This is a genomic window from Pseudomonas anguilliseptica, assembly GCF_900105355.1.
GTDB classification, from domain to species: domain Bacteria; phylum Pseudomonadota; class Gammaproteobacteria; order Pseudomonadales; family Pseudomonadaceae; genus Aquipseudomonas; species Aquipseudomonas anguilliseptica.
The window spans coordinates 377,557-400,558 of the sequence record NZ_FNSC01000001.1 but is presented as its reverse complement, the minus strand read 5'-3'; the positions used below and the strand labels follow the sequence as shown (position 1 = coordinate 400,558).

General features: G+C 58.1%; 13 protein-coding genes, 2 tRNA genes, 3 rRNA genes and 3 pseudogenes. 17 read left to right on the top strand and 4 right to left on the bottom strand.

Annotation, left to right across the window (positions count from 1 at the left end; all coding sequences use genetic code 11):
• Window positions 1–362 precede the first annotated feature (362 nt).
• The 10 genes and pseudogenes from BLW24_RS02040 to tnpC all read left to right on the top strand — a co-directional run bounded on the left by BLW24_RS02040 (window position 363) and on the right by tnpC (window position 10,894).
• Window positions 363–1,899 (top strand): 16S ribosomal RNA (locus BLW24_RS02040).
• Between the two features lie 65 nt (window positions 1,900–1,964).
• Window positions 1,965–2,041, top strand: a tRNA-Ile gene (locus tag BLW24_RS02035).
• Window positions 2,042–2,072: 31 nt separating this feature from the next.
• Window positions 2,073–2,148 (top strand) — tRNA-Ala (locus BLW24_RS02030).
• A 244-nt stretch (window positions 2,149–2,392) separates the two neighbouring features.
• Window positions 2,393–5,283, top strand: a 23S ribosomal RNA gene (locus BLW24_RS02025).
• Window positions 5,284–5,416: 133 nt separating this feature from the next.
• Window positions 5,417–5,532: ribosomal RNA gene (rrf, locus tag BLW24_RS02020) — 5S ribosomal RNA — on the top strand.
• The 16S, 23S and 5S rRNA genes sit together here with 2 tRNA genes alongside, the layout of an rRNA operon.
• 145 nt (window positions 5,533–5,677) lie before the next feature.
• Window positions 5,678–6,328 (top strand): paraquat-inducible protein A, encoded by a 651-nt coding sequence (locus tag BLW24_RS02015; RefSeq protein ID WP_090376052.1) that lies wholly within the window; start codon window positions 5,678–5,680, stop codon window positions 6,326–6,328.
• Window positions 6,315–6,938 carry a paraquat-inducible protein A gene (locus BLW24_RS02010; protein ID WP_090387604.1) on the top strand — a complete coding sequence of 208 codons (624 nt, stop codon included), beginning with the start codon at window positions 6,315–6,317 and terminating at the stop codon, window positions 6,936–6,938. Before BLW24_RS02015 ends, BLW24_RS02010 begins: the two co-directional genes overlap by 14 nt.
• Window positions 6,931–8,874, top strand: a pseudogene (locus tag BLW24_RS02005) (PqiB family protein); the annotation flags it as partial. The gene BLW24_RS02010 and the pseudogene BLW24_RS02005, both read left to right, overlap by 8 nt.
• A 48-nt stretch (window positions 8,875–8,922) precedes the next feature.
• Window positions 8,923–9,306 (top strand): IS66 family insertion sequence element accessory protein TnpB, encoded by a 384-nt coding sequence (tnpB, locus tag BLW24_RS02000; RefSeq protein ID WP_244161065.1) that lies wholly within the window; start codon window positions 8,923–8,925, stop codon window positions 9,304–9,306.
• Window positions 9,307–9,337: 31 nt separating this feature from the next.
• Entirely contained in the window at window positions 9,338–10,894 is a 1,557-nt protein-coding gene (tnpC, locus tag BLW24_RS01995; RefSeq protein WP_090376045.1) for an IS66 family transposase, read from the top strand.
• A gap of 48 nt (window positions 10,895–10,942) precedes the next feature.
• Here the strand turns inward: tnpC and BLW24_RS01990 are convergent.
• The 3 genes and pseudogenes from BLW24_RS01990 to xseA all read right to left on the bottom strand — a co-directional run.
• Window positions 10,943–11,733: pseudogene (locus BLW24_RS01990) on the bottom strand (mechanosensitive ion channel family protein); the annotation flags it as partial.
• A gap of 109 nt (window positions 11,734–11,842) precedes the next feature.
• Window positions 11,843–12,667: a peptidoglycan DD-metalloendopeptidase family protein gene (locus BLW24_RS01985; RefSeq protein WP_090376041.1), complete on the bottom strand. Its 825-nt coding sequence runs from the start codon at window positions 12,665–12,667 to the stop codon at window positions 11,843–11,845.
• A 51-nt stretch (window positions 12,668–12,718) separates the two neighbouring features.
• A complete protein-coding gene (gene xseA / locus BLW24_RS01980; RefSeq protein WP_090387602.1) occupies window positions 12,719–14,098 on the bottom strand; it encodes an exodeoxyribonuclease VII large subunit in 1,380 nt (459 codons plus the stop codon).
• 105 nt (window positions 14,099–14,203) lie between these two features.
• Between xseA and BLW24_RS01975 the strand changes: the two genes are divergently transcribed.
• Window positions 14,204–14,755, top strand: coding sequence for a sugar ABC transporter ATPase (locus BLW24_RS01975; protein ID WP_090376038.1), 552 nt, complete (start codon window positions 14,204–14,206; stop codon window positions 14,753–14,755).
• A gap of 62 nt (window positions 14,756–14,817) precedes the next feature.
• Here the strand turns inward: BLW24_RS01975 and BLW24_RS01970 are convergent, their stop codons facing one another.
• Complete coding sequence (locus BLW24_RS01970; protein WP_090376034.1) at window positions 14,818–15,909, bottom strand: IS630 family transposase; 1,092 nt, start codon at window positions 15,907–15,909, stop codon at window positions 14,818–14,820.
• A gap of 162 nt (window positions 15,910–16,071) precedes the next feature.
• Between BLW24_RS01970 and guaB the strand changes: the two genes are divergently transcribed.
• The 6 genes and pseudogenes from guaB to tadA all read left to right on the top strand — a co-directional run bounded on the left by guaB (window position 16,072) and on the right by tadA (window position 22,936).
• Window positions 16,072–17,541: an IMP dehydrogenase gene (guaB, locus tag BLW24_RS01965; protein ID WP_090376031.1), complete on the top strand. Its 1,470-nt coding sequence runs from the start codon at window positions 16,072–16,074 to the stop codon at window positions 17,539–17,541.
• Window positions 17,542–17,819: 278 nt separating this feature from the next.
• On the top strand, window positions 17,820–19,400 hold the full coding sequence (gene guaA, locus BLW24_RS01960; protein ID WP_090376028.1) for a glutamine-hydrolyzing GMP synthase: 1,581 nt from the start codon (window positions 17,820–17,822) through the stop codon (window positions 19,398–19,400).
• A gap of 159 nt (window positions 19,401–19,559) precedes the next feature.
• Window positions 19,560–20,203 (top strand): annotated as a pseudogene (locus BLW24_RS01955) (DUF1326 domain-containing protein).
• 43 nt (window positions 20,204–20,246) lie between these two features.
• A complete protein-coding gene (locus BLW24_RS01950; RefSeq protein ID WP_244161062.1) occupies window positions 20,247–20,945 on the top strand; it encodes a DUF2182 domain-containing protein in 699 nt (232 codons plus the stop codon).
• 138 nt (window positions 20,946–21,083) lie between these two features.
• Window positions 21,084–22,451 carry a multicopper oxidase family protein gene (locus BLW24_RS01945; RefSeq protein ID WP_090376020.1) on the top strand — a complete coding sequence of 456 codons (1,368 nt, stop codon included), beginning with the start codon at window positions 21,084–21,086 and terminating at the stop codon, window positions 22,449–22,451.
• A gap of 2 nt (window positions 22,452–22,453) precedes the next feature.
• Window positions 22,454–22,936 (top strand): tRNA adenosine(34) deaminase TadA, encoded by a 483-nt coding sequence (tadA, locus tag BLW24_RS01940; RefSeq protein WP_090376014.1) that lies wholly within the window; start codon window positions 22,454–22,456, stop codon window positions 22,934–22,936.
• The last annotated feature ends 66 nt before the right edge of the window (window positions 22,937–23,002 follow it).

Sequence of the window (23,002 nt, the reverse complement as noted above, 5' to 3'; positions counted from 1 at the left end):
TTTGGTCGAGGTGGTCGAAAGCGGTAAAAGAGGCGGTTGACAGCGATTTGAAATGCTGTAGAATTCGCCTCCCGCTGACGATAAGCTAGATGTCGATCGAAAGCGCAAGTAGTTGAGATTGAAAAGAAATTTTCGAAATCACTTGACGGAAGATGAGGCTGCTGTAGAGTGCGCGCCTCGGTTGAGGCGAAAGGCTTAACCAACCGCTCTTTAACAACTGAATCAAGCAATTCGTGTGGGTGCTTGTGAGGTAAGACTGCTAGTCGCAAGGTTGTCAGCATCACAAGTAATACTCGTTAATTTGAGGGTTTTTTGCGATTGCTGAGCTAGGTTTAGGGTTTTTTCAAAACCCAAGCAGTATTGAACTGAAGAGTTTGATCATGGCTCAGATTGAACGCTGGCGGCAGGCCTAACACATGCAAGTCGAGCGGTAGAGAGAAGCTTGCTTCTCTTGAGAGCGGCGGACGGGTGAGTAATGCCTGGGAATCTGCCTTGTGGTGGGGGATAACGTTCGGAAACGGACGCTAATACCGCATACGTCCTACGGGAGAAAGCGGGGGATCTTCGGACCTCGCGCCATTAGATGAGCCTAGGTCGGATTAGCTAGTTGGTGAGGTAATGGCTCACCAAGGCGACGATCCGTAACTGGTCTGAGAGGATGATCAGTCACACTGGAACTGAGACACGGTCCAGACTCCTACGGGAGGCAGCAGTGGGGAATATTGGACAATGGGCGAAAGCCTGATCCAGCCATGCCGCGTGTGTGAAGAAGGTCTTCGGATTGTAAAGCACTTTAAGTTGGGAGGAAGGGCAGTAACCTAATACGTTATTGTTTTGACGTTACCGGCAGAATAAGCACCGGCTAACTTCGTGCCAGCAGCCGCGGTAATACGAAGGGTGCAAGCGTTAATCGGAATTACTGGGCGTAAAGCGCGCGTAGGTGGTTCAGTAAGTTGGAAGTGAAATCCCCGGGCTCAACCTGGGAACTGCTTTCAAAACTCCTGAGCTAGAGTACGGTAGAGGGTGGTGGAATTTCCTGTGTAGCGGTGAAATGCGTAGATATAGGAAGGAACACCAGTGGCGAAGGCGACCACCTGGACTGATACTGACACTGAGGTGCGAAAGCGTGGGGAGCAAACAGGATTAGATACCCTGGTAGTCCACGCCGTAAACGATGTCAACTAGCCGTTGGAATCCTTGAGATTTTAGTGGCGCAGCTAACGCATTAAGTTGACCGCCTGGGGAGTACGGCCGCAAGGTTAAAACTCAAATGAATTGACGGGGGCCCGCACAAGCGGTGGAGCATGTGGTTTAATTCGAAGCAACGCGAAGAACCTTACCTGGCCTTGACATGCTGAGAACTTTCCAGAGATGGATTGGTGCCTTCGGGAGCTCAGACACAGGTGCTGCATGGCTGTCGTCAGCTCGTGTCGTGAGATGTTGGGTTAAGTCCCGTAACGAGCGCAACCCTTGTCCTTAGTTACCAGCACGTTATGGTGGGAACTCTAAGGAGACTGCCGGTGACAAGCCGGAGGAAGGTGGGGATGACGTCAAGTCATCATGGCCCTCACGGCCAGGGCTACACACGTGCTACAATGGTCGGCACAAAGGGTTGCCAAGCCGCGAGGTGGAGCTAATCCCATAAAACCGATCGTAGTCCGGATCGCAGTCTGCAACTCGACTGCGTGAAGTCGGAATCGCTAGTAATCGTGAATCAGAATGTCACGGTGAATACGTTCCCGGGCCTTGTACACACCGCCCGTCACACCATGGGAGTGGGTTGCACCAGAAGTAGCTAGTCTAACCGCAAGGGGGACGGTTACCACGGTGTGATTCATGACTGGGGTGAAGTCGTAACAAGGTAGCCGTAGGGGAACCTGCGGCTGGATCACCTCCTTAATCGAAGACTTCAGCTTCTTCATAAGTTCCCACACGAATTGCTTGATTCATTGCGAAAGACGATTGGGTCTGTAGCTCAGTTGGTTAGAGCGCACCCCTGATAAGGGTGAGGTCGGCAGTTCGAATCTGCCCAGACCCACCAATTGTTGTGGGGTTTGGCCTTGTAAGAATATGGGGCCATAGCTCAGCTGGGAGAGCGCCTGCCTTGCACGCAGGAGGTCAGCGGTTCGATCCCGCTTGGCTCCACCATATACAGCCTCGTTGAGAGTTCAGAAATGAACGTTCCTACTGCAAGTAGATGAATGTTGATTTCTGGTCTTTGATCAGTAACAAATCGTTCTTTAAAAATTTGGGTATGTGATAGAAGTGACTGATTAATTACTTTCACTGGTAATTAATCTGGTCAAGGTAAAATTTGTAGTTCTCAATTGCAAATTTTCGGCGAATGTCGTCTTCACGTTAGAGGCAATAACCAGATTGCTTGGGGTTATATGGTCAAGTGAAGAAGCGCATACGGTGGATGCCTTGGCAGTCAGAGGCGATGAAAGACGTTGTAGCCTGCGATAAGCTCCGGGGAGTCGGCAAGCAGACTTTGATCCGGAGATCTCTGAATGGGGGAACCCAGCCAGCATAAGCTGGTTATTACACACTGAATACATAGGTGTGTAAGGCGAACCAGGGGAACTGAAACATCTAAGTACCCTGAGGAATAGAAATCAACCGAGATTCCCTTAGTAGTGGCGAGCGAACGGGGACTAGCCCTTAAGTTGATTTGAGAATAGTGGAAGGCTCTGGAAAGTGCCGCCGTAGTGGGTGATAGCCCCGTACACGAAATTCTCTTATCAATGAAATCGAGTAGGACGGAGCACGAGAAACTTTGTCTGAATATGGGGGGACCATCCTCCAAGGCTAAATACTACTGACTGACCGATAGTGAACTAGTACCGTGAGGGAAAGGCGAAAAGAACCCCGGAGAGGGGAGTGAAATAGATCCTGAAACCGTATGCGTACAAGCAGTGGGAGCCCACTTTGTTGGGTGACTGCGTACCTTTTGTATAATGGGTCAGCGACTTATATTCAGTGGCGAGCTTAACCGAATAGGGGAGGCGTAGCGAAAGCGAGTCTTAATAGGGCGTTTAGTCGCTGGGTATAGACCCGAAACCGGGCGATCTATCCATGGGCAGGTTGAAGGTTAGGTAACACTGACTGGAGGACCGAACCGACTACCGTTGAAAAGTTAGCGGATGACCTGTGGATCGGAGTGAAAGGCTAATCAAGCTCGGAGATAGCTGGTTCTCCTCGAAAGCTATTTAGGTAGCGCCTCGTGTATCACTGCTGGGGGTAGAGCACTGTTTCGGCTAGGGGGTCATCCCGACTTACCAAACCGATGCAAACTCCGAATACCAGCAAGTGTCAGCACGGGAGACACACGGCGGGTGCTAACGTCCGTCGTGAAAAGGGAAACAACCCAGACCGTCAGCTAAGGTCCCAAAGTTATGGTTAAGTGGGAAACGATGTGGGAAGGCTTAGACAGCTAGGAGGTTGGCTTAGAAGCAGCCACCCTTTAAAGAAAGCGTAATAGCTCACTAGTCGAGTCGGCCTGCGCGGAAGATGTAACGGGGCTCAAACCATACGCCGAAGCTACGGGTTCAACGTAAGTTGAGCGGTAGAGGAGCGTTCTGTAAGCCTGTGAAGGTGAGTTGATAAGCTTGCTGGAGGTATCAGAAGTGCGAATGCTGACATGAGTAACGACAATGGGAGTGAAAAACTCCCACGCCGAAAGACCAAGGTTTCCTGCGCAACGTTAATCGACGCAGGGTGAGTCGGCCCCTAAGGCGAGGCAGAAATGCGTAGTCGATGGGAAACGGGTTAATATTCCCGTACTTCTAATTACTGCGATGGAGGGACGGAGAAGGCTAGGCCAGCACGGCGTTGGTTGTCCGTGTTTAAGGTGGTAGGCTGGTTTCTTAGGTAAATCCGGGAAATCAAGGCCGAGAACTGATGACGAGTTACCTTTTAGGTGACGAAGTGGTTGATGCCATGCTTCCAGGAAAAGCTTCTAAGCTTCAGGTAATTAGGAACCGTACCCCAAACCGACACAGGTGGTTAGGTAGAGAATACCAAGGCGCTTGAGAGAACTCGGGTGAAGGAACTAGGCAAAATGGCACCGTAACTTCGGGAGAAGGTGCGCCGGTGAGGGTGAAGTATTTACTACGTAAGCCCATGCCGGTCGAAGATACCAGGCCGCTGCGACTGTTTATTAAAAACACAGCACTCTGCAAACACGAAAGTGGACGTATAGGGTGTGACGCCTGCCCGGTGCCGGAAGGTTAATTGATGGGGTTAGCTAACGCGAAGCTCTTGATCGAAGCCCCGGTAAACGGCGGCCGTAACTATAACGGTCCTAAGGTAGCGAAATTCCTTGTCGGGTAAGTTCCGACCTGCACGAATGGCGTAACGATGGCGGCGCTGTCTCCACCCGAGACTCAGTGAAATTGAAATCGCTGTGAAGATGCAGTGTATCCGCGGCTAGACGGAAAGACCCCGTGAACCTTTACTATAGCTTTGCACTGGACTTTGAGTTTACTTGTGTAGGATAGGTGGGAGGCTTTGAAGCGTGGACGCCAGTTCGCGTGGAGCCATCCTTGAAATACCACCCTGGTAACCTTGAGGTTCTAACTCTGGTCCGTTATCCGGATCGAGGACAGTGTATGGTGGGTAGTTTGACTGGGGCGGTCTCCTCCTAAAGAGTAACGGAGGAGTACGAAGGTGCGCTCAGACCGGTCGGAAATCGGTCGTAGAGTATAAAGGCAAAAGCGCGCTTGACTGCGAGACAGACACGTCGAGCAGGTACGAAAGTAGGTCTTAGTGATCCGGTGGTTCTGTATGGAAGGGCCATCGCTCAACGGATAAAAGGTACTCCGGGGATAACAGGCTGATACCGCCCAAGAGTTCATATCGACGGCGGTGTTTGGCACCTCGATGTCGGCTCATCACATCCTGGGGCTGAAGCCGGTCCCAAGGGTATGGCTGTTCGCCATTTAAAGTGGTACGCGAGCTGGGTTTAGAACGTCGTGAGACAGTTCGGTCCCTATCTGCCGTGGACGTTTGAGATTTGAGAGGGGCTGCTCCTAGTACGAGAGGACCGGAGTGGACGAACCTCTGGTGTTCCGGTTGTCACGCCAGTGGCATTGCCGGGTAGCTATGTTCGGAAAAGATAACCGCTGAAAGCATCTAAGCGGGAAACTTGCCTCGAGATGAGATCTCACTGGAACCTTGAGTTCCCTAAAGGGCCGTCGAAGACTACGACGTTGATAGGTTGGGTGTGTAAGCGCTGTGAGGCGTTGAGCTAACCAATACTAATTGCCCGTGAGGCTTGACCATATAACACCCAAACAATTTGATGTTTGTGTGTCTCTATGAAGACTGCAACAGCCGAAAATTTGCGAAACTACAAACTAAGACATCACATACCCAATTCGGGATAGCGCCTAACCGCGACATCCCAGCTGAATCGCTTGACGACCATAGAGCATTGGAACCACCTGATCCCATCCCGAACTCAGTAGTGAAACGATGCATCGCCGATGGTAGTGTGGGGTTTCCCCATGTGAGAGTAGGTCATCGTCAAGCACCTACACCAAAACCCCCGATCAGGAAACTGGTCGGGGGTTTTACTTTGCGCCGCGAAAACAAACCAGGCGCAGGTGCGCCTTTGATAGGCAACTAAACGGCTTATGGCTATGATGCCTAAGCGCACTTTAATCAGGGTTCTTCTATGGCCGGACCGGCACGTTCTGAACCACTTTCCGAACTTGAACTTAAGCAGCTGATTGCCTGTCATGAGTGCGATCTGTTGCTGCGCAAGCCTGAAGCTGCTGCAGGTGAGCGGGTCGAATGCCCGCGCTGTGGCTATGAGTTGTATACCCATCGTGCACAGGTCGTGCGCCGCAGCATGGCGTTGGTGATTGCGGCTTTGTTGTTGTATATCCCAGCCAACTTCTTGCCGATCATGCAACTCAATCTGCTCGGGCAGGCGACTGAGGACACCGTCTGGACGGGCGTGCTCGGGTTGTATAACAGCGGCATGCAGGGCGTGGCCGTGGTGGTCTTTCTCTGCAGTATGGCGGTGCCACTGCTCAAGCTGTTGTGCCAGTTTGCCGTGCTGCTGAGTATTCGCCTGGATATCGGCCGCAGTTATGGCCTACTGCTTTATCACCATATGCGCGAGTGGGGTATGCTTGAGGTCTACCTGATGGGCATCTTGGTGGCGATTGTGAAACTGGTCGATCTGGCCGAGTTGAGCATTGGCCTGGGACTGCTGTGTTTTGTTGCGCTGTTACTGGTTCAGGTCTGGCTGGAGGTGACAATGTCGCCCCATCAGATCTGGGAAGCCTTGTCGGGGGAGGATGCGCATGCGGGCAATTGATGCCGGATTGTTGATTTGCCATGAATGTCATCAACTCAATCCGCAGCAGCCGGGCAGCGACAAGCAATTCTGCACGCGCTGCGGCGGACACTTGCATGCGCGCCGTCCCAACAGTCTGATGCGTACCTGGGCGTTATTGCTGACGGCGGCAGTGCTGTATATCCCGGCCAACCTGCTGCCGATCATGACGGTCAATTCGCTGGGCAAGGGCCAGTCCGACACTATCATGTCGGGGGTTATCGAGTTGGTGAACTACGGCATGCTGCCGATTGCCGCGGTGGTATTTATCGCCAGTATTGTGGTGCCGACGTTCAAGCTGGTTGGTATTGCCCTGCTGCTGTATTCGGTGCAGCGCCATCAACCGATGTCGGCGCGTCAGCGCGTGTTGATGTACCGCTTTATTGAATGGATCGGGCGCTGGTCGATGCTGGATATTTTTGTCATCGCGATCCTGGTGGCGGTGGTTAACTTCGGCAGTTTGGCGAGCATTGTTCCCGGCTACGGCGCGACCGCGTTTGCCAGTGTGGTGGTGCTGACCATGCTGGCTGCTTTAACTTTCGACCCCCGCTTGATTTGGGATGACACGGACTTGGATGACCACCATGAATGATTTGCCATTGGCTAAAGCGCGCCCTGCTTCGAACTGGTCGGCTATCTGGGTATTGCCGCTGATTGCGTTACTGATTGGTGGTTGGCTGGGTTGGCGTGCCTATAACGAAGCAGGTATCGAGATTCAGGTGATGTTCGCCAGCGGTGATGGCATTCAGTCGGGCAAGACTGAAGTGATCTTCAAAGGCATGCCGATTGGCAAGGTCACGGCTCTGGAGCTGGATGACAGCGGCGAGCGGCGTGGTGTGCGTGCGACCCTGGAAATGGATAAGCGGGTTGAGCAGCATCTGCGTACCAATACTCGCTTCTGGCTGGTCAAGCCGAGCGTTTCTCTGGCGGGCATCACCGGGTTGGAAACCCTGGTGTCGGGTAACTACATCACAGCCAGTCCTGGTGATGGCGAGCCTACACGTAAATTCACTGCGCTGAGTGAGCCGCCACCCTTGGCCGACACCGCGCCTGGTTTGCACCTGACCCTCAAAGCCGAGCGACTTGGCTCGCTCAACCGCGACAGCCCGGTGTTCTACAAGCAGATCCAGGTGGGCCGGGTGAAAAGTTATGCCTTGGTTGAGGAGCAGAACCTGATTGAGGTGAAGGTGTTTATTGAACCCGAGTTTGCCTCTCTGGTGCGCAAACACACGCGTTTCTGGAATGCCAGCGGCGTCTCTATCGATGCCGGTTTATCTGGAGTGAAAGTACGCACCGAATCTTTGGCGAGCATTGTCGCGGGCGGAATTGCCTTCGCTACGCCTGAACACCGCAAAGATAGCCCGCCGACTGATCCGAGCCTGCCATTTCGCCTGTATGAAGACTTCGACAGCGCACAGGCCGGCATTCGCGTATCGCTCAAGCTGCATGAGTTTGAAGGCCTGGAGCCCGGTCGCACGCCGGTGATGTACAAGGGTATCCAGGTCGGTCATATGAAGACCTTCAAGGTTGATCAGGATCTCAGTGGTGCACGGGTGGAATTGATGCTCGACCCACGCACCGAAGACTACCTGGTTGAAGGCACCGATTTCTGGGTGGTCAAACCATCGATTTCCCTGGCTGGGATAACCGGATTGGAAGCGCTGGTTAAGGGCAACTACATCGCCATCCGGCCGGGCGACGCCGGCAATCCTCCGCTGCGTGATTTTGTCGCCAGAGCCAAAGCCCCGCCGCTCGACCTGTCAGCGCCGGGTTTGCATCTGGTGTTGTTCAGCGACACACGCGGTTCTCTGGAGGTAGGCAGCCCGATCCTGTTCAAGCAGGTCAAAGTCGGTACGGTGCAGAGTTTTCAGCTGTCACGTGATGACAAACAGGTGGCCTTTGGCGTGCACATCGAGCCTGAGCATGCGCATCTGGTAAACAGCAGCACGCGCTTCTGGAATGCCAGCGGCATTACGCTGAAGGGCGGACTGTCCTGCGTTGAGGTCAAGAGCGAATCATTGCAGACCTTGCTGGCAGGTGGCATTGCCTTTGAAGCCCCGAATCCCAATGCCCCCAAAGGCAATAAGCGGGTCGAGCGCTTCAGCCTGTACAGCAGCCAGGAAGTGGCGTTGCAGAAAGGTGTAGAGCTGACTATTCGGGTGCCCAGCGGCGACGGTCTCAGCCCAGGTACGGCGATTCGCTACAAGGGCCTGGAGGTTGGCAAAGTGGAGCGCATCGAACTGACGGATGATCTGCAGGCGGTGATTCTGTATGCGCGGATCACTCAGGCGACGCAGCAGATTGCCCGGGTCGGTACGCAGTTTTGGGTAGTCAAGCCCGAGGTCAGCCTGACCCGCGCCGCCAACCTGGAAACTCTGGTTACCGGCCAGTATCTGGAAGTGCAGCCCTCGAGTCAGAAGGGCGCTGCGCAGATGAACTTTACGGCTGCCGAAGCACCGCCTAAAGCCAATGCCCGTGAGCAGGGCCTGCGTCTGGTGTTAAGTGCCGCGCGGCGTGGTTCGATCAAACGTAAGCGCTCCATAAACCTCATCTACAAATGATCCGCAGGCCAGCCAATGCTGAGCTCCAATTTCTTTCTGGAGCCAGCCGTCATGATGCGCCCCGACGCCAAAGTCGAAAAAGTCTATCTATACCCCAAGCCGGTGGATTTCCGAAAATCCATCGATGGCCTGGCCGCCCTGGTCGAGCTGGATATCAAGGTGGCGGTGTTCGACCCGGTGCTGTTCGTCTTCCTCAACCGCGCGCGCAGCCGGGTGAAGATTTTGTATTGGGAGCGCAACGGCTTTTGCCTGTGGCTCAAGCGATTGGAGGCTGAACGCTTCAAGTCGCATCCGGAACCTGGCGAAGATGCGATCGTGCTGACGGCCCAGGAGTTGAACTGGTTGTTGGACAGGTATCGACCTGTGGCGCAACCGGCCGCACCAGGTTTTGACCCCTAGGTTCGTCACCTGAGCCGGTATAATCCACGGCATGATTTCTGTGCCCGAAACCCTTCCTGATGACCCCGCCGCGCTCAAGCAATTGCTCGCTGAGGTGTTGTCGTCGGCGCAGGAATTGGCCAAGGACAAGGATGGGCAGATCGAGCGCCTGCGCGAACAAAACGCGCTGTTGATCCAGCGCCTGTTCGGCCGTAAATCCGAGCAGAGCAGCGACCCGGATTCACCGCAGCTAGAGATGTTCAACGAAGCGGAAAGCCTGGCCGAAGCGGCGGCTGAAGCTCCGGCCGCTGAGGTCGAGGAAGAAGTCGTTGCGCCGACCAAGCGCCGCGGCAAGCGCAAGCCGTTACCGGCCGAACTACCGCGTGTCGAGGTCATCCACGAACTGCCCGAACACGAACTGACCTGCGAATGCGGTTGCCGCAAGCAGGCCATCGGCGAAGAAACCAGCGAGCAGCTGGAAATCATCCCGATGCAGGTTCAGGTGATCCGCCACATTCGCAAGACCTATGCCTGCAAGGCCTGCGAAAGCGCGCCGGTCACCGCTGACAAACCGGCCCAACTGATCGAGAAAAGCCTGGCCAGCCCGAGCGTGCTGGCGATGCTGCTGACCAGCAAATACGCCGACGGCATCCCACTGTATCGCTTCGAAAAGATGCTCAGTCGCCATGGCATCGACATCCCCCGGCAGACCCTGGCGCGCTGGGTGATCCAGTGCGGCGAACTGCTACAACCGTTGCTCAACCTGATGCGCGACAGGCTGCTGGACAGTCCGGTGATCCACTGCGATGAAACCCGCGTGCAGGTGCTCAAGGAGCCTGGGCGCGATCCGAGCAGCCACTCCTGGATGTGGGTGCAGACCGGTGGCCCGCCTGGCAAACCGGTGATCCTCTTCGACTACACAACCAGCCGCGCGCAGGAGGTGCCGCTGCGCCTGCTCGACGGTTATCGCGGCTACCTGATGACCGACGATTACGCCGGCTACAACGCCGTGGCCGCACAACAAGGTGTTGAGCGCCTGGCCTGCTGGGCGCATGCGCGGCGCAAGTTCGTCGAAGCGCAAAAGGTGCAACCGAAGGGCAAAACCGGGCGTGCCGACATCGCGTTGGGGATGATCAACAAGCTCTACGGCATCGAGCGCGAACTTAAGGATGCCAGCGATGAACAGCGCTACCGGGGCCGCCAGCAGCACAGCCTACCGCTCCTCGATCAGCTCAAGACCTGGCTGGAGAAACCCCAGCCGCAGGTCACGGCGCAGAATGCCCTGGGCAAAGCAGTGAACTACCTGGCGAGCAACTGGAGCCGACTCGAACGCTACATCGAGGCTGGCCACCTGCAGATCGATAACAACGCTGCCGAGCGCGCGATCCGGCCCTTCGTCATAGGTCGCAAGAACTGGCTGTTCAGCGACACGCCGAAAGGCGCGACCGCCAGCGCCCAACTCTACAGCCTGGTGGAAACCGCCAAGACCAATGGCCAGGAGCCCTACGCCTGGCTGCGCCATGTCCTCGAACGCCTGCCGCTGGCCAACAGCGTTGAAGCCTACGAAGCGCTGCTGCCTTGGAACTGCCAACCAACGACGCCACTGTAAAACGCAAAACCTCTCCAGAGGGAGGTGGGGTCTATGGAGCGCTTACGTTTGATCAAGCAGCAGGCTGCGCTTGATCCGCCGCCCGCCGGACTCCTGCATGCCACGCCAGTTCTTGAGCGGGTCGCTGATAAAGCGTTTGGTCGGGATGGTGGTGATGGTCTTGTCCCAGTTCTGCACCTTGACCGTGTGCAGGGCGATATCGATGACATCGCCGTCGGCGTTCAGCTGCGGCATCTCGATCCAGTCGCCGACGCGCACGATATGCTGGAGGAAATCTGCACGCTGGCGACCAGGGACAGCAGGGTGTCCTGAAAAATCAGCATCAGTACGGCGGCCATGGCCCCCAGGCCCGACAGCAGGATCAGCGGCGAGCGGTCGATCAGCGTGGCGATCATGAGGATTGCGGCGACGGCGAACAGGCCGATTTTCAGCACCTGCAGGTAGCCCTTGATCGGCCGCAAGTGCGCGTCATCGCGCAGGTTAATATCCAGCAGGAGGCTCAAGGCCAGCGCAACGATTAGCACGATAAAGGCGCTGCAGACATTACGTGTCACGCTGACCAGGCTTTCCGGAAGGCCGGGAACCAGCCCGATACCCGCGCTGACCAGCAGTGCCGGGACAATGTTGGCCAGGCGTTTGATCAGCTCGTTATCCAGGTTCTGTGCGTTACGCCCCAGGGCGGTGGCGTCGATCATGTGGCACACGGCGCGCACGAGTATCCGTTTAACCAGCCAGTTGCTTAGCCAGGCGCTCAGCAGGAGCAGGCTGGCGCTAATCAGGGTAAAAATCTCGGCGTGTTGTTGCAGCCAGTCAAGCCATGAGGCAAGCGCTTGCGGCATATCAAGCTCCCTAGTTCGGACGGTGAAGACGGGCGTTCAGCACGGGCCCCTCGATTGCGGACGGGCAGACCATAACAAAGCGGCGGCTGTGAACCCAGGCGCAATCCCTTCAGGGCTTGAAGGCACCGATAAAGATTGCCGGGTCGACTCGCGCATCGTTCAGGCTGACGTTCCAGTGCAAGTGCGGGCCGGTGGCGCGGCCGGTGGCGCCGACTTTGCCGAGTACGCCGCCGCGTGGCAGCTCATCGCCGACTTTCACGCCGATGGCTGAGAGGTGGCAGAACATGCTGATCAGGCCCTGGCCGTGATCGACAAACACCGTTTTGCCGTTAAAGAAATAGTCACCAGTCAGGATCACCTTGCCTGCGGCCGGGGCCTTGATCGGTGTGCCGCTATTGGCGGCGAAATCCAGGCCCGAGTGCGGATTGCGCTCCTCGCCATTGAAGAAGCGGCGCAGGCCGAAGGGGCTCGACAGCGGGCCGTTGACCGGCCTGTCGAACAGCAGGTTGCTCGGCTGGCGCGCACTGAACTGCTGGTAGGCACGGGTCTGCTCGGCCAGTTCGCGCTCGATGCGTGCAAGGTTCTTGGCGTTCGGATTGACCTGCTGCTGATTCTTGATCGTGATGCGCTGTTCGACGTAATGCTTGCTGCCGACCTGGAAGCCCAGTGTCTGGCTGCCGTTGACGCTGATCTGCTGGCTGCCGGGTTTCACGCTCAGTGGGATGCCGACAATGGCGATCCAGCGCTGCTGATCTTCATGGGTCACCAGCACTGGTTTGTTTTGATAACGAACCTCAGGCGCGCTGCTTGCTGGTCCCAGATCGACTACTGCCACGCCGCCCGGCACGGGTTTGTTGAGCAATCGGCTGATAAAGCCTTCGGCGTGGACGGGCAGGGCGAGGCAGAACAGGGTGAGCAGTGTGAACAGGCGCATTGAATATCCGTAGGGTGGATAACGCGAAGCGTATCCACCTGTATAAAAAGGTCAGTCGAGCAGCGACAGGGTAACCGGCTGCACATGGTTATCTTCGACCCGCACATCCAGCACCCCGGTGCCCAGGCGCGCCTTCAGCCGCTGGCCGGGGCGGGTGTCGACGGCATTGCGGATGGCGCGGCCGCGCTCATCCAGCAGGATGCTGTAACCACGACCGAGGGTCGCCAGTGGGCTGACCGCGTGCAGCGTCTGCACCTGGCTATGCAGTTGCAGGCGACGTGCTTTGAGACCTTCACGCATGCTGCGTTGCAGGCGTTCTGCCAGGGCCTGCAGGCGCTGATCCAGCAGCTTGAGGTTACGTTCCGGGTGCAGGCTGAGCAGGCGGGTTTGCAGATGGGTCAGGCGTTCGCGGCGACTAGTCAGCTGGCGCTCGAAGGCGCGCGTCAGGCGCATCTCCAGGTCATCCACGCGCTGAGCATGCTGGCGCAGGCGTTCGCCGGGGTGGCGCAAGCGCCGGCTCAGGCCCTCCAGGCGCATGTGCTCGCGCTCCAGGCGGTGTTGCATGCGCAGGTTCAGGCGGCGCTTGAGATTGTGCAGGCGCTGCACCAGCTCACTGCTGTCGGGGGCCAGCAGTTCGGCGGCGGCAGACGGCGTGGGCGCGCGCACGTCGGCGACAAAATCGGCGATGGATATATCGGTTTCATGGCCCACGGCGCTGACGATGGGCGTGATGCAGGCGGCAATGGCGCGGGCCACCGGCTCTTCGTTAAAGCACCAGAGGTCTTCCAGCGAGCCGCCGCCGCGAGCCAGGATCAGCGCGTCAAAGCCTTTTGCATCGGCAATGCCAAGGGCGCGAACAATCTGCGCAGTGGCTTCACTGCCCTGAACGGCGGTGGGGATCAGGGTCAGTTCGACCTGCGGAGCGCGGCGGCGGAATACACTGATAATGTCGCGGATCACCGCGCCAGTCGGCGAGCTGATAATGCCAATACGTTTCGGGTGCGCCGGCAGGGCGACTTTAGCCTCGGCGGCAAATAGCCCTTCGGCGTTAAGCTTTTCTTTCAGCGCCTCGAAGGCCAGGCGCAGCGCGCCATCGCCGGCCGGCTCGACGGCATCGAGAATCAGCTGATAATCGCCGCGGCCTTCGAACAGCGACACCTTGCCGCGCACCTTCACCGCCAGGCCGTCGCGCAGCGCCTGGCGCACCTTGGCGGCGTTCTGCCGGAACAGCGCGCAGCGCACCTGGGCCTGGTTATCCTTAAGGGTGAAATAGATATGCCCGGATGCCGGTTTGGCCAGGTTGGAGATTTCCCCCTCGACCCAGATACCGCCGAATACATCTTCCAGCAGTAGGCGTGCGCGGTTGTTCAGTTGGCTGACGCTAAGCACCTCGCGGTCGAGGTTCAGGCGTTGGAAAGGATCTTTGATCATGGCCGGCATAGTAAAGGCTTTGCCCGGTCGGCCATAGTGGATTGGCCTTGACCGGCGTTCTGTGGTCATTAAGCTGCGCGCCTTCAATGCAAACCGAGTTCCGATATGAGTGAGCAGCAGGCGATCATCGTTCCGCAGATTTCCAGCTTTCCCGGCCACGAGGCGCGGGCGCGGTTGATCGTGCGCTGGCTGGTCAAGCAGAACATCATCGAAGAACAGCTGACCACTTGCGGGCGTACCTTCAAACATATGGGCTACGGTATCGCCGAGGGCGCGCGGCGGGTGGTCGAACGGCCGGAGCTGTTGCCCTTTGGGCAGGCGGTGCATGGTCTGGAGATCATCTACAAACGCTGCATCTATACCCCAACTACGGATTTTCTTGAGGAAGCCGGTTGTCCTGAGTGCCGGCGCGAGGTGGGTGAAAGGTTGTTCGATAGCCTGGAAGACTGGATGCCGGGGCAGACCGATAACTTTATTTGCCCACTGTGTGGCCATGAAGATGACATCAACGGCTTTCTGTTTCTGCAGCCCTGCGGTTTTTCCAACCTGGGATTTATCTTCAATAACTGGGCGGATGCCGGTTTCAAGCCGGGTTTTCTCGACGAGTTTGCTGCGCGTTTGGGCTATCCGGTCTCGCTGATAAGAGTTGACTTGTGAGTCAGTTCGGCGACGTTGTCGACGCGCCTCTCAACGATCAGCGCGCCTAGTGGCCTGTCTGGTTAATCCAATAACTCATTCCGAATTACAGCCAGCTTTGCTCGATGCACGGAGCTGATAATCGACTCAGCCGTTTTGCTCCAGCGGAACGGCTTAGCCGAATGTTCGTTATGAGCCTCAATGAAGCGACGTATCGCCGCTCTCAGGTCAGCCACGCTGCTGAAGGCATCACGATAAAGCGCCCGTCTTTCCAGTTGCGCAAACCAGCCCTCCACGGCGTTCAGCCACGAGGCGCTGGTCGGTGTGAAGTGCAGCTTGAAACGGGGATGCTTCTCCAGCCATTCCCTGACGGCAGCGGTCTTGTGAGTCGAGCTGTTGTCCAGAATTACATGCAGGTCCAGCTCGGCGGGAGTGCTGCGGTCGATCTGTCGAAGGAACTCCAAAAACTCCTTGGCCCTGTGCCGCTGGGTGATACGGCCGATGACCTTACCCGTCAGGATGTCAAAGTCTGCGTACAGACTGGCCGTACCGTGGCGCTTATAGTCATGCGTCCGCCGCTCAATCTGCCCGGGCTTGAGCGGCAGCATGGGCTGTGTGCGGTCCAGCGCCTGGATCTGTGTTTTTTCGTCAACAGATAGCACCAGGGCGTTGTCGGGCGGATTCAAATAGAGCCCGACGACATCGACCACTTTGTCTGCAAAGTGCGGGTCGTTACTGATCTTGAAGGTTTTCAACCGGTGCGGCTTGAGGTCGGCAGCAGCCCACACCTGTGCGACCTGCCAGATGCTGACCCCAGCGTACTTGGCCATCAACCGTAGGCTCCAGTGGGTAGCTTCGCGCGGTACTCGCTGGGTCGTCAGCGTCAGGATTTCCTTGATCTTCGCTTCGTTGAGCTTGCGAGGCGCTCCACTGCGCCGCAGGTCACTCAGCCCCTCCAGACCGGTCTCCTGGTAGCGTTTACGCCATTTGAAGACCACTGGCGCAGAGACTTGCAGCTGCTCGCTGATCTCCTTGGGCGTGAGACCGTTGGCCAGCAGCAACAGAATTCTGGCCCGCTGGCCGATGCTCTGAGGCAGCGATCCCATGCGTAACCAGCCTTGCAGCATGTCGGCATCACTGGGACTCAAGAAGAATGGGGCTGCTGGCCGGGCCATATGGGAGCTCAATTCATGACGATAGAGCGCGCAGTATACTGGCCCGGCATTGGATTAACGAATTTTACAGACAGCCTCACTAGGCGATTGTTTGCATTGAGTGCAGGGGGGCGTCTGAGTATAATGGCGCGCTTCCAATTTTCCCGTCCGGGAGCCCCCGCCATGCTGCGTATCAGTCAAGAAGCTCTTACCTTCGACGACGTTCTACTTATTCCAGGTTATTCCGAAGTTCTGCCGAAGGATGTCAGCCTCAAAACGCGCCTGACCCGTGGCATCGAACTGAATATTCCGTTGCTCTCTGCTGCCATGGATACTGTGACTGAAGCCCGTCTGGCGATTGCCATGGCTCAGGAAGGCGGCATCGGTATCATCCACAAGAACATGACCGTCGAGCAGCAAGCTGCCGAAGTGCGCAAGGTCAAGCGCTACGAAGCGGGCGTGGTCAAGGACCCGATTACAATCGAAGCCGACGCTACCGTACGTGATCTGTTCGATCTGACCCGCATGCACAACATCTCCGGCGTACCGGTGCTGAGCGATGGCGACCTGGTCGGCATCGTTACCTCCCGTGACGTGCGTTTCGAGAACCGCCTGGACGCCACCGTGCGTGAAGTGATGACGCCGAAAGAGCGTCTGGTCACCGTCCCGGAAGGTGCCGACAAAGACGTGGTGCGCGAGCTGCTGCACAAGCACCGCATCGAGAAAGTCCTGATCGTCGACGATGCCTTCCGCTTGAAGGGCATGATGACCGTCAAGGACATCGAGAAAGCCAAGGCCTATCCGCTGGCCAGCAAGGACGACCAGGGTCGTCTGCGTGTTGGCGCGGCCGTCGGCACTGGTGCCGACACCGCTGACCGCGTCGCGGCACTGGCTAACGCCGGCGTTGACGTGATTATCGTCGACACCGCCCACGGTCACTCCAAAGGCGTGATCGACCGCGTGCGTTGGGTCAAGCAGAACTTCCCGGACGTGCAGGTGATCGGCGGCAACATCGCCACTGGCGAAGCCGCCAAGGCGTTGGCCGAGGCTGGCGCCGATGCAGTCAAGGTCGGTATCGGCCCTGGCTCGATCTGCACCACGCGCATCGTCGCGGGTGTTGGCGTGCCGCAAATCTCTGCCGTGGCCAACGTTGCTGCCGCTCTGGCTGGCACCGGTGTGCCGCTGATCGCCGATGGCGGTATCCGTTTCTCCGGTGACCTGTCCAAGGCCATCGTTGCCGGCGCGTCCTGCGTGATGATCGGTTCGATGCTCGCTGGCACTGAGGAGGCGCCAGGTGAGGTTGAGCTGTTCCAGGGCCGTTCCTACAAGGCCTATCGCGGCATGGGCTCGCTGGGCGCCATGGCCCAGGCGCAGGGCTCTTCGGATCGTTATTTCCAGGATTCCTCGGCCGGTGCTGAGAAGCTGGTGCCGGAAGGCATCGAAGGTCGCGTGCCTTATAAAGGCGCAATGGCAGCCATCGTGCATCAGCTGATGGGCGGCCTGCGTGCCTCCATGGGTTACACCGGTTGTGCAACGGTTGAAGAGATGCGCAGCAAGCCTGAGTTTGTGCGCATCACCGGCGCTGGCATGGCCGAATCCCATGTACACGATGTGCAGATCACCAAGGAAGCGCCGAATTATCGCGTCGGCTAAAAAATCGATTTGACGCTGCTGCGCTTGGCCATGCTGCGTTGAAAAGAAACTCGAAATGCTCATTGGCTACAGCCAACTCCGCTTTCTCGCTTCTTTTCGCGATCCCCATGGATGGGGTGAATGCAGCGAGCCCGAAGGAATCGGGCGCTGCCTTGCCTGACCTGCGCTCGCGACACGGCAAATCGATTTTTGGAAAAATTAGGAAAGCACGGGGCTGTTGCTGTTGAGAAAAACGGGCAGCCCCGAGTTATTTGTGAATTCCGCTACGAGAGACGGCCATGGCTCATCAAGACATCCACGCTCACCGCATCCTGATTCTGGATTTCGGCTCCCAGTACACCCAGCTGATCGCCCGCCGCGTACGCGAGATCGGCGTGTATTGCGAGTTGCACCCGTTCGACATGAGCGACGAGGATATCCGTGCCTTCGCCCCGCGCGGCATCATTCTCGCCGGTGGCCCGGAGTCGGTGCACGAAGCCGGCAGCCCACGCGCGCCGAAAGCCGTGTTCGACCTCGGCGTGCCGGTGTTCGGCATCTGCTACGGCATGCAGACCATGGCCGAGCAGCTGGGTGGCAAGGTTGAAGGTTCTGAGTTGCGTGAGTTCGGTTACGCCCGCGTGGATATCGTCGGCAAAGCCCGCCTGCTCAATGGCATCGAAGACCACGTCGATGACGACGGCGTGTTCGGCCTCGATGTGTGGATGAGCCACGGCGACAAAGTCACCGCCATGCCGGCCGGCTTCCATATTCTCGCCAGCACCCCGAGCTGCCCGATCGCCGCCATGGCCGACGACAGCCGCGGCTACTACGGCGTGCAGTTCCACCCGGAAGTGACCCACACCAAACAGGGCGGTCGCATCCTCTCGCGTTTCATTCTGGAAATCTGCGGCTGCGAAGCGCTGTGGACTGCCTCCAACATCGTTGAAGACGCCATCGCCAACGTGCGCGCCCAGGTTGGCAGCGCCAACGTACTGCTCGGTCTGTCCGGCGGTGTGGATTCCTCGGTGGTTGCGGCGCTGTTGCACAAGGCTATTGGCGATCAGCTGACCTGCGTATTTGTCGACAACGGCCTGCTGCGTCTGCACGAAGGCGAGCAGGTGATGGCCATGTTCGCCGAGAACATGGGCGTCAAGGTGATCCGTGCCAACGCCGAAGAGCAGTTCCTCGGCAATCTGGCCGGCGAAGCCGATCCGGAAAAGAAGCGCAAGATCATCGGTCGCACCTTTATCGACGTGTTCGATGCCGAATCCTGCAAGCTGGACAACATCAAGTTCCTCGCCCAGGGCACCATCTACCCGGACGTGATCGAGTCGGCTGGCGCGAAAAGCGGCAAGGCCCACGTGATCAAGTCGCACCACAACGTCGGGGGGCTGCCGGAAGAAATGAACCTGAAACTGGTCGAGCCACTGCGCGAACTGTTCAAGGATGAAGTGCGTCGCCTGGGTCTGGAGCTCGGCCTGCCGTACGACATGGTGTACCGTCACCCATTCCCGGGTCCGGGCCTGGGTGTGCGCATCCTCGGCGAAGTGAAGAAGGAATACGCCGACCTGCTGCGTCGTGCCGACCATATCTTTATTGAAGAGCTGCGCAAGGCCGACTGGTACCACAAGGTCAGCCAGGCCTTCGTGGTGTTCCAGCCAGTGAAGTCGGTGGGCGTGGTCGGCGACGGCCGTCGTTACGCCTGGGTTGTCGCCCTACGCGCGGTGGAAACCATCGACTTTATGACCGCACGTTGGGCGCACCTGCCTTACGAACTGCTGGAAACCGTCAGCGGCCGCATCATCAATGAAATCGAAGGCATCTCCCGCGTCACCTACGACGTGTCGAGCAAGCCGCCTGCGACCATCGAGTGGGAATAATGGACTAACGCAAAGGGCAGCTTAGGCTGCCCTTTGCGTATCTGCGCTTATGGTTATGCGTTTGCTCGATTAGTGCAGGGGCTCAAGGATCGATTGCTTCTACGGGGGCTTTGTCGTGCGGTCTAATCTCATTGAGTGGCATTCTTGCCCAGTGAGGAGATGACCATGACTGCTCATGTTGACTGGCGTCTGCACGGCGTCGGTGTTGATTTATGTAACTGCGCTTATGGCTGCCCCTGCCAATTCAATGCCCCGCCAACCAATGGCAACTGCGAGGCTGCAGTTGGCTTCCGTATCGAGCAAGGCCACTTCGCAGATGTGTCGTTAAACGACTGCATGTGGCCTGCACTTTTTCCTGGCCGGGAGCTATTCATGAGGGGCGCGGTCAGTGCCAGGCCTTTATCGATGAGCGTGCAAACGACGCGCAGCGCCACGCGCTACTGACCATCCTCTCCGGGCAGGAGCAGGAGTCAACGGCATTCTTTGCGATCTTTGCCAGCACGGTAGAAACCATGCATGAACCCCGCTTCGTGCCCGTACAGGTATTCACTGATCGCACGGCGCTGACGGCGAGTATCCAGGTGCCGGGTGCCATTGACGCCAAGGCCGTGCCAATTCGCAATCTCATGGATGGATCAGTGCATCGTGCGAGCATGGCCTTGCCAGATGGTTTCCAGTTTACTGATGCCGACTGCGTCAGCGGCACGTTCAGTACCACTGCGGCTGTGGCGATGAACTACAGCGAGGTGAATGCGCTGCTCTACGAGCTGCACACCGGGCCCAATGGCATCATTCGCGGCTAGGCCAGTCGATCGCGGCGCGCTGCTCTTCAGTAGCTGCATTTTGTTGCTGAGTGCAGCAGCCTGGTGGTGGCAGGTTGAGCAGGCGGCGGTGATGGCTGCCATGGGTGAGATGCAGATGCCGCTCACTGACTGGTTGGCACCCGCGGGGCTTTTTGCCCTGCTGATGTGGGTCGTGATGATGCAGGCCATGATGCTGCCGGCCGCTCTGCCAGTCTTCTTGCTCTATCGTCGTTGCCTGCAGCGTGATCGTCAGCGATTGGCAAAGTTGCTGCTGTTTACCGCTGTCTATGTGTTGTTGTGGAGCTTGTTTGCGCTGCTGATGACGGTGCTGCAGGGGGTGGGCGAGCAACTCGGTTGGCTTGACCCCATGGTGTTGCGCCTACCGCCATGGCTCGGATCGCTGACGCTGTTGTTGGCCGGGTTGTACCAGCTGAGCCAGACAAAGGCGGCTTGTCTGCAACATTGTCAGAGCCCGCTGGGTTTTCTCCAGCGCCATGTGCGGCCGGGGTTGTCGGGTGCCTGCTACCTTGGCCTGCATCATGGTCTTTATTGCTTGGGATGCTGCTGGGCGCTAATGCTGCTCCTGTTGGTGGTCGGTGCCATGAGCCTGTGGGGGATGGCGCTGCTGGCCCTGTTGGTATTGGCTGAGAAGTGGCTACCCTTGGGCGACGGCTGGCGCCGCTTGAGTGGCGTGTTACTGCTGCTGGGGGCGCTGCTGCAAGGTATTCGCGCTGCGGCCTGAGCAGTTGACTGCGACGACCAGGCGTTCGACTTGGCCCAGGCCTACCGCATAGAATGCGACTCTCTCTCGTTTAGCCCCTGGCCAGTTTGTTGGGGCTTAGGTTGCGTGCGGGCTCTGCAGGCTGAACATAGGTGGTTGATGAAGTTAACGCGCAGGCAGGTCCTCGCCAGTTTGGCCGGTCTAGGTGTCATCGGTATGGGAGGGGGCGTGCGCTACTGGCTGGGGCGCCCGGAAAATGTGGCGACCCACGACTATGAGCTGATCGCCGCGCCGCTGGATATCGAGCTGGTGCCGGGGTATCGCACGCCGGCCTGGGCGTATGGTGGTCAGGCGCCTGGTGTGGAGTTGCGCTGTCGTCAGGGCGAGCGCTTGCGTGTGCGCTTTATTAACAAGCTGGACGTGCCGACCACTATTCACTGGCACGGTATCCGTCTGCCGCTGGAGATGGACGGCGTGCCTTATGTGTCGCAGGCGCCGGTGCTACCGGGTGAGTACTTCGACTACAACTTCATCACCCCTGATGCCGGCAGCTTCTGGTACCACCCGCATGTCGCCAGCGGTGAGCAGCTGGGGCGCGGGTTGGTTGGCGCGCTGATCGTCGAAGAGCGCGAGCCGACGGGCTTTCGCCATGACCACGCGCTGAACTTGAAGAGCTGGCATATCGATGAGCAGGGTGCCTTTACCAACTTCAGTGTGCCACGCGAAGCGGCTCGCGGTGGTACGCCTGGGCGTCTGAGTACGGTCAATGGCAAACATGCGCCGACCCTGGATCTGCCTGCCGGGCAGGTGGTGCGTCTGCGCCTGATCAATCTGGATAACACCCTGACCTATCGCCTTAATCTGCCCGGCGCGGATGCGCGCATTTATGCGTTGGATGGCAACCCAGTCGAGCCACGGCCGCTGGGCAAGGAGTACTGGCTGGGACCGGGCATGCGTATCGAGTTGGGGTTGAGGGTGCCAGCGGCGGGTATAGAACTGTCGCTGCGTAACGGCCCATTGCGTTTGGCGACCCTGCGCGCGCAGCCAAATGTTGAGGGGGCGGGTGAGTGGCCGCCAGCGTTGCCGGCCAATCCGGTGGCCGAGCCTGATCTGGTTAATGCGCAAACCGTCAAATTCAACTTCGAGTGGGCCGGTGCGGTATCGGTCGGCCTGGACCAGGGCGCGGCGCACAGCTTCTGGCAGATCAATGGTCAGGCCTGGGATATCAATGACAAGACCTGCGCCGACCGGCCGATTGCTCGCCTGCAGTTGGGCAAGAGCTATATCTTCGAGCTGCGCAACCTCAGCCAGTATCAGCACCCGATCCACCTGCATGGCATGACCTTCAAGGTGCTGGCTTCGGATCGCAAGGTGATCATTCCGTATTTCACCGACACCTACCTGCTGGGCAAAAATGAGCGCGCACGCGTCGCGCTGGTCGCCGATAATCCCGGGGTGTGGATGTTCCACTGTCATGTGATCGACCATATGGAAACCGGTCTGATGGCATCAGTCGAGGTCGTTTAAGCGTGCGCCAACCCCTGATCATTGATCGCAGCCAGGATCAGCACTTTATGCACGAGGCCCTGGCCCTGGCCGCCGAAGGCGCTGACCTTGGTGAGGTGCCGGTCGGCGCAGTGCTGGTGCAGGATGGCCAGATTGTCGGGCGCGGCTTTAACTGCCCGATCTCCACCCATGACCCCAGCGCCCACGCCGAGATGGTGGCGATTCGCGCCGCCGCGCAAGCCGTGGATAACTACCGCCTGCCGGGCAGCACCCTGTATGTCACCTTGGAGCCGTGCAGCATGTGCGCTGGCCTGATTGTGCATGCGCGGGTGCAGCGCGTGGTATATGGCGCGACTGAACCCAAAGCCGGGGTGGCGATCAGTCGTGGGCAGTTCTTCGGCCAGGCGTTTCTCAATCACCGCGTGTTGATTGAGGGCGGGGTGTTGGCGGAGGAGTGTGGGGCGGTACTTAGCGCATTCTTCAAAGCGCGGCGCGAGCAACGCTAGAACCTGCGCAAAGTCTGCGCGCGTCGGCTCTGCTGCGTTAAAAACAGGCTCGGAATGCTCATGTAC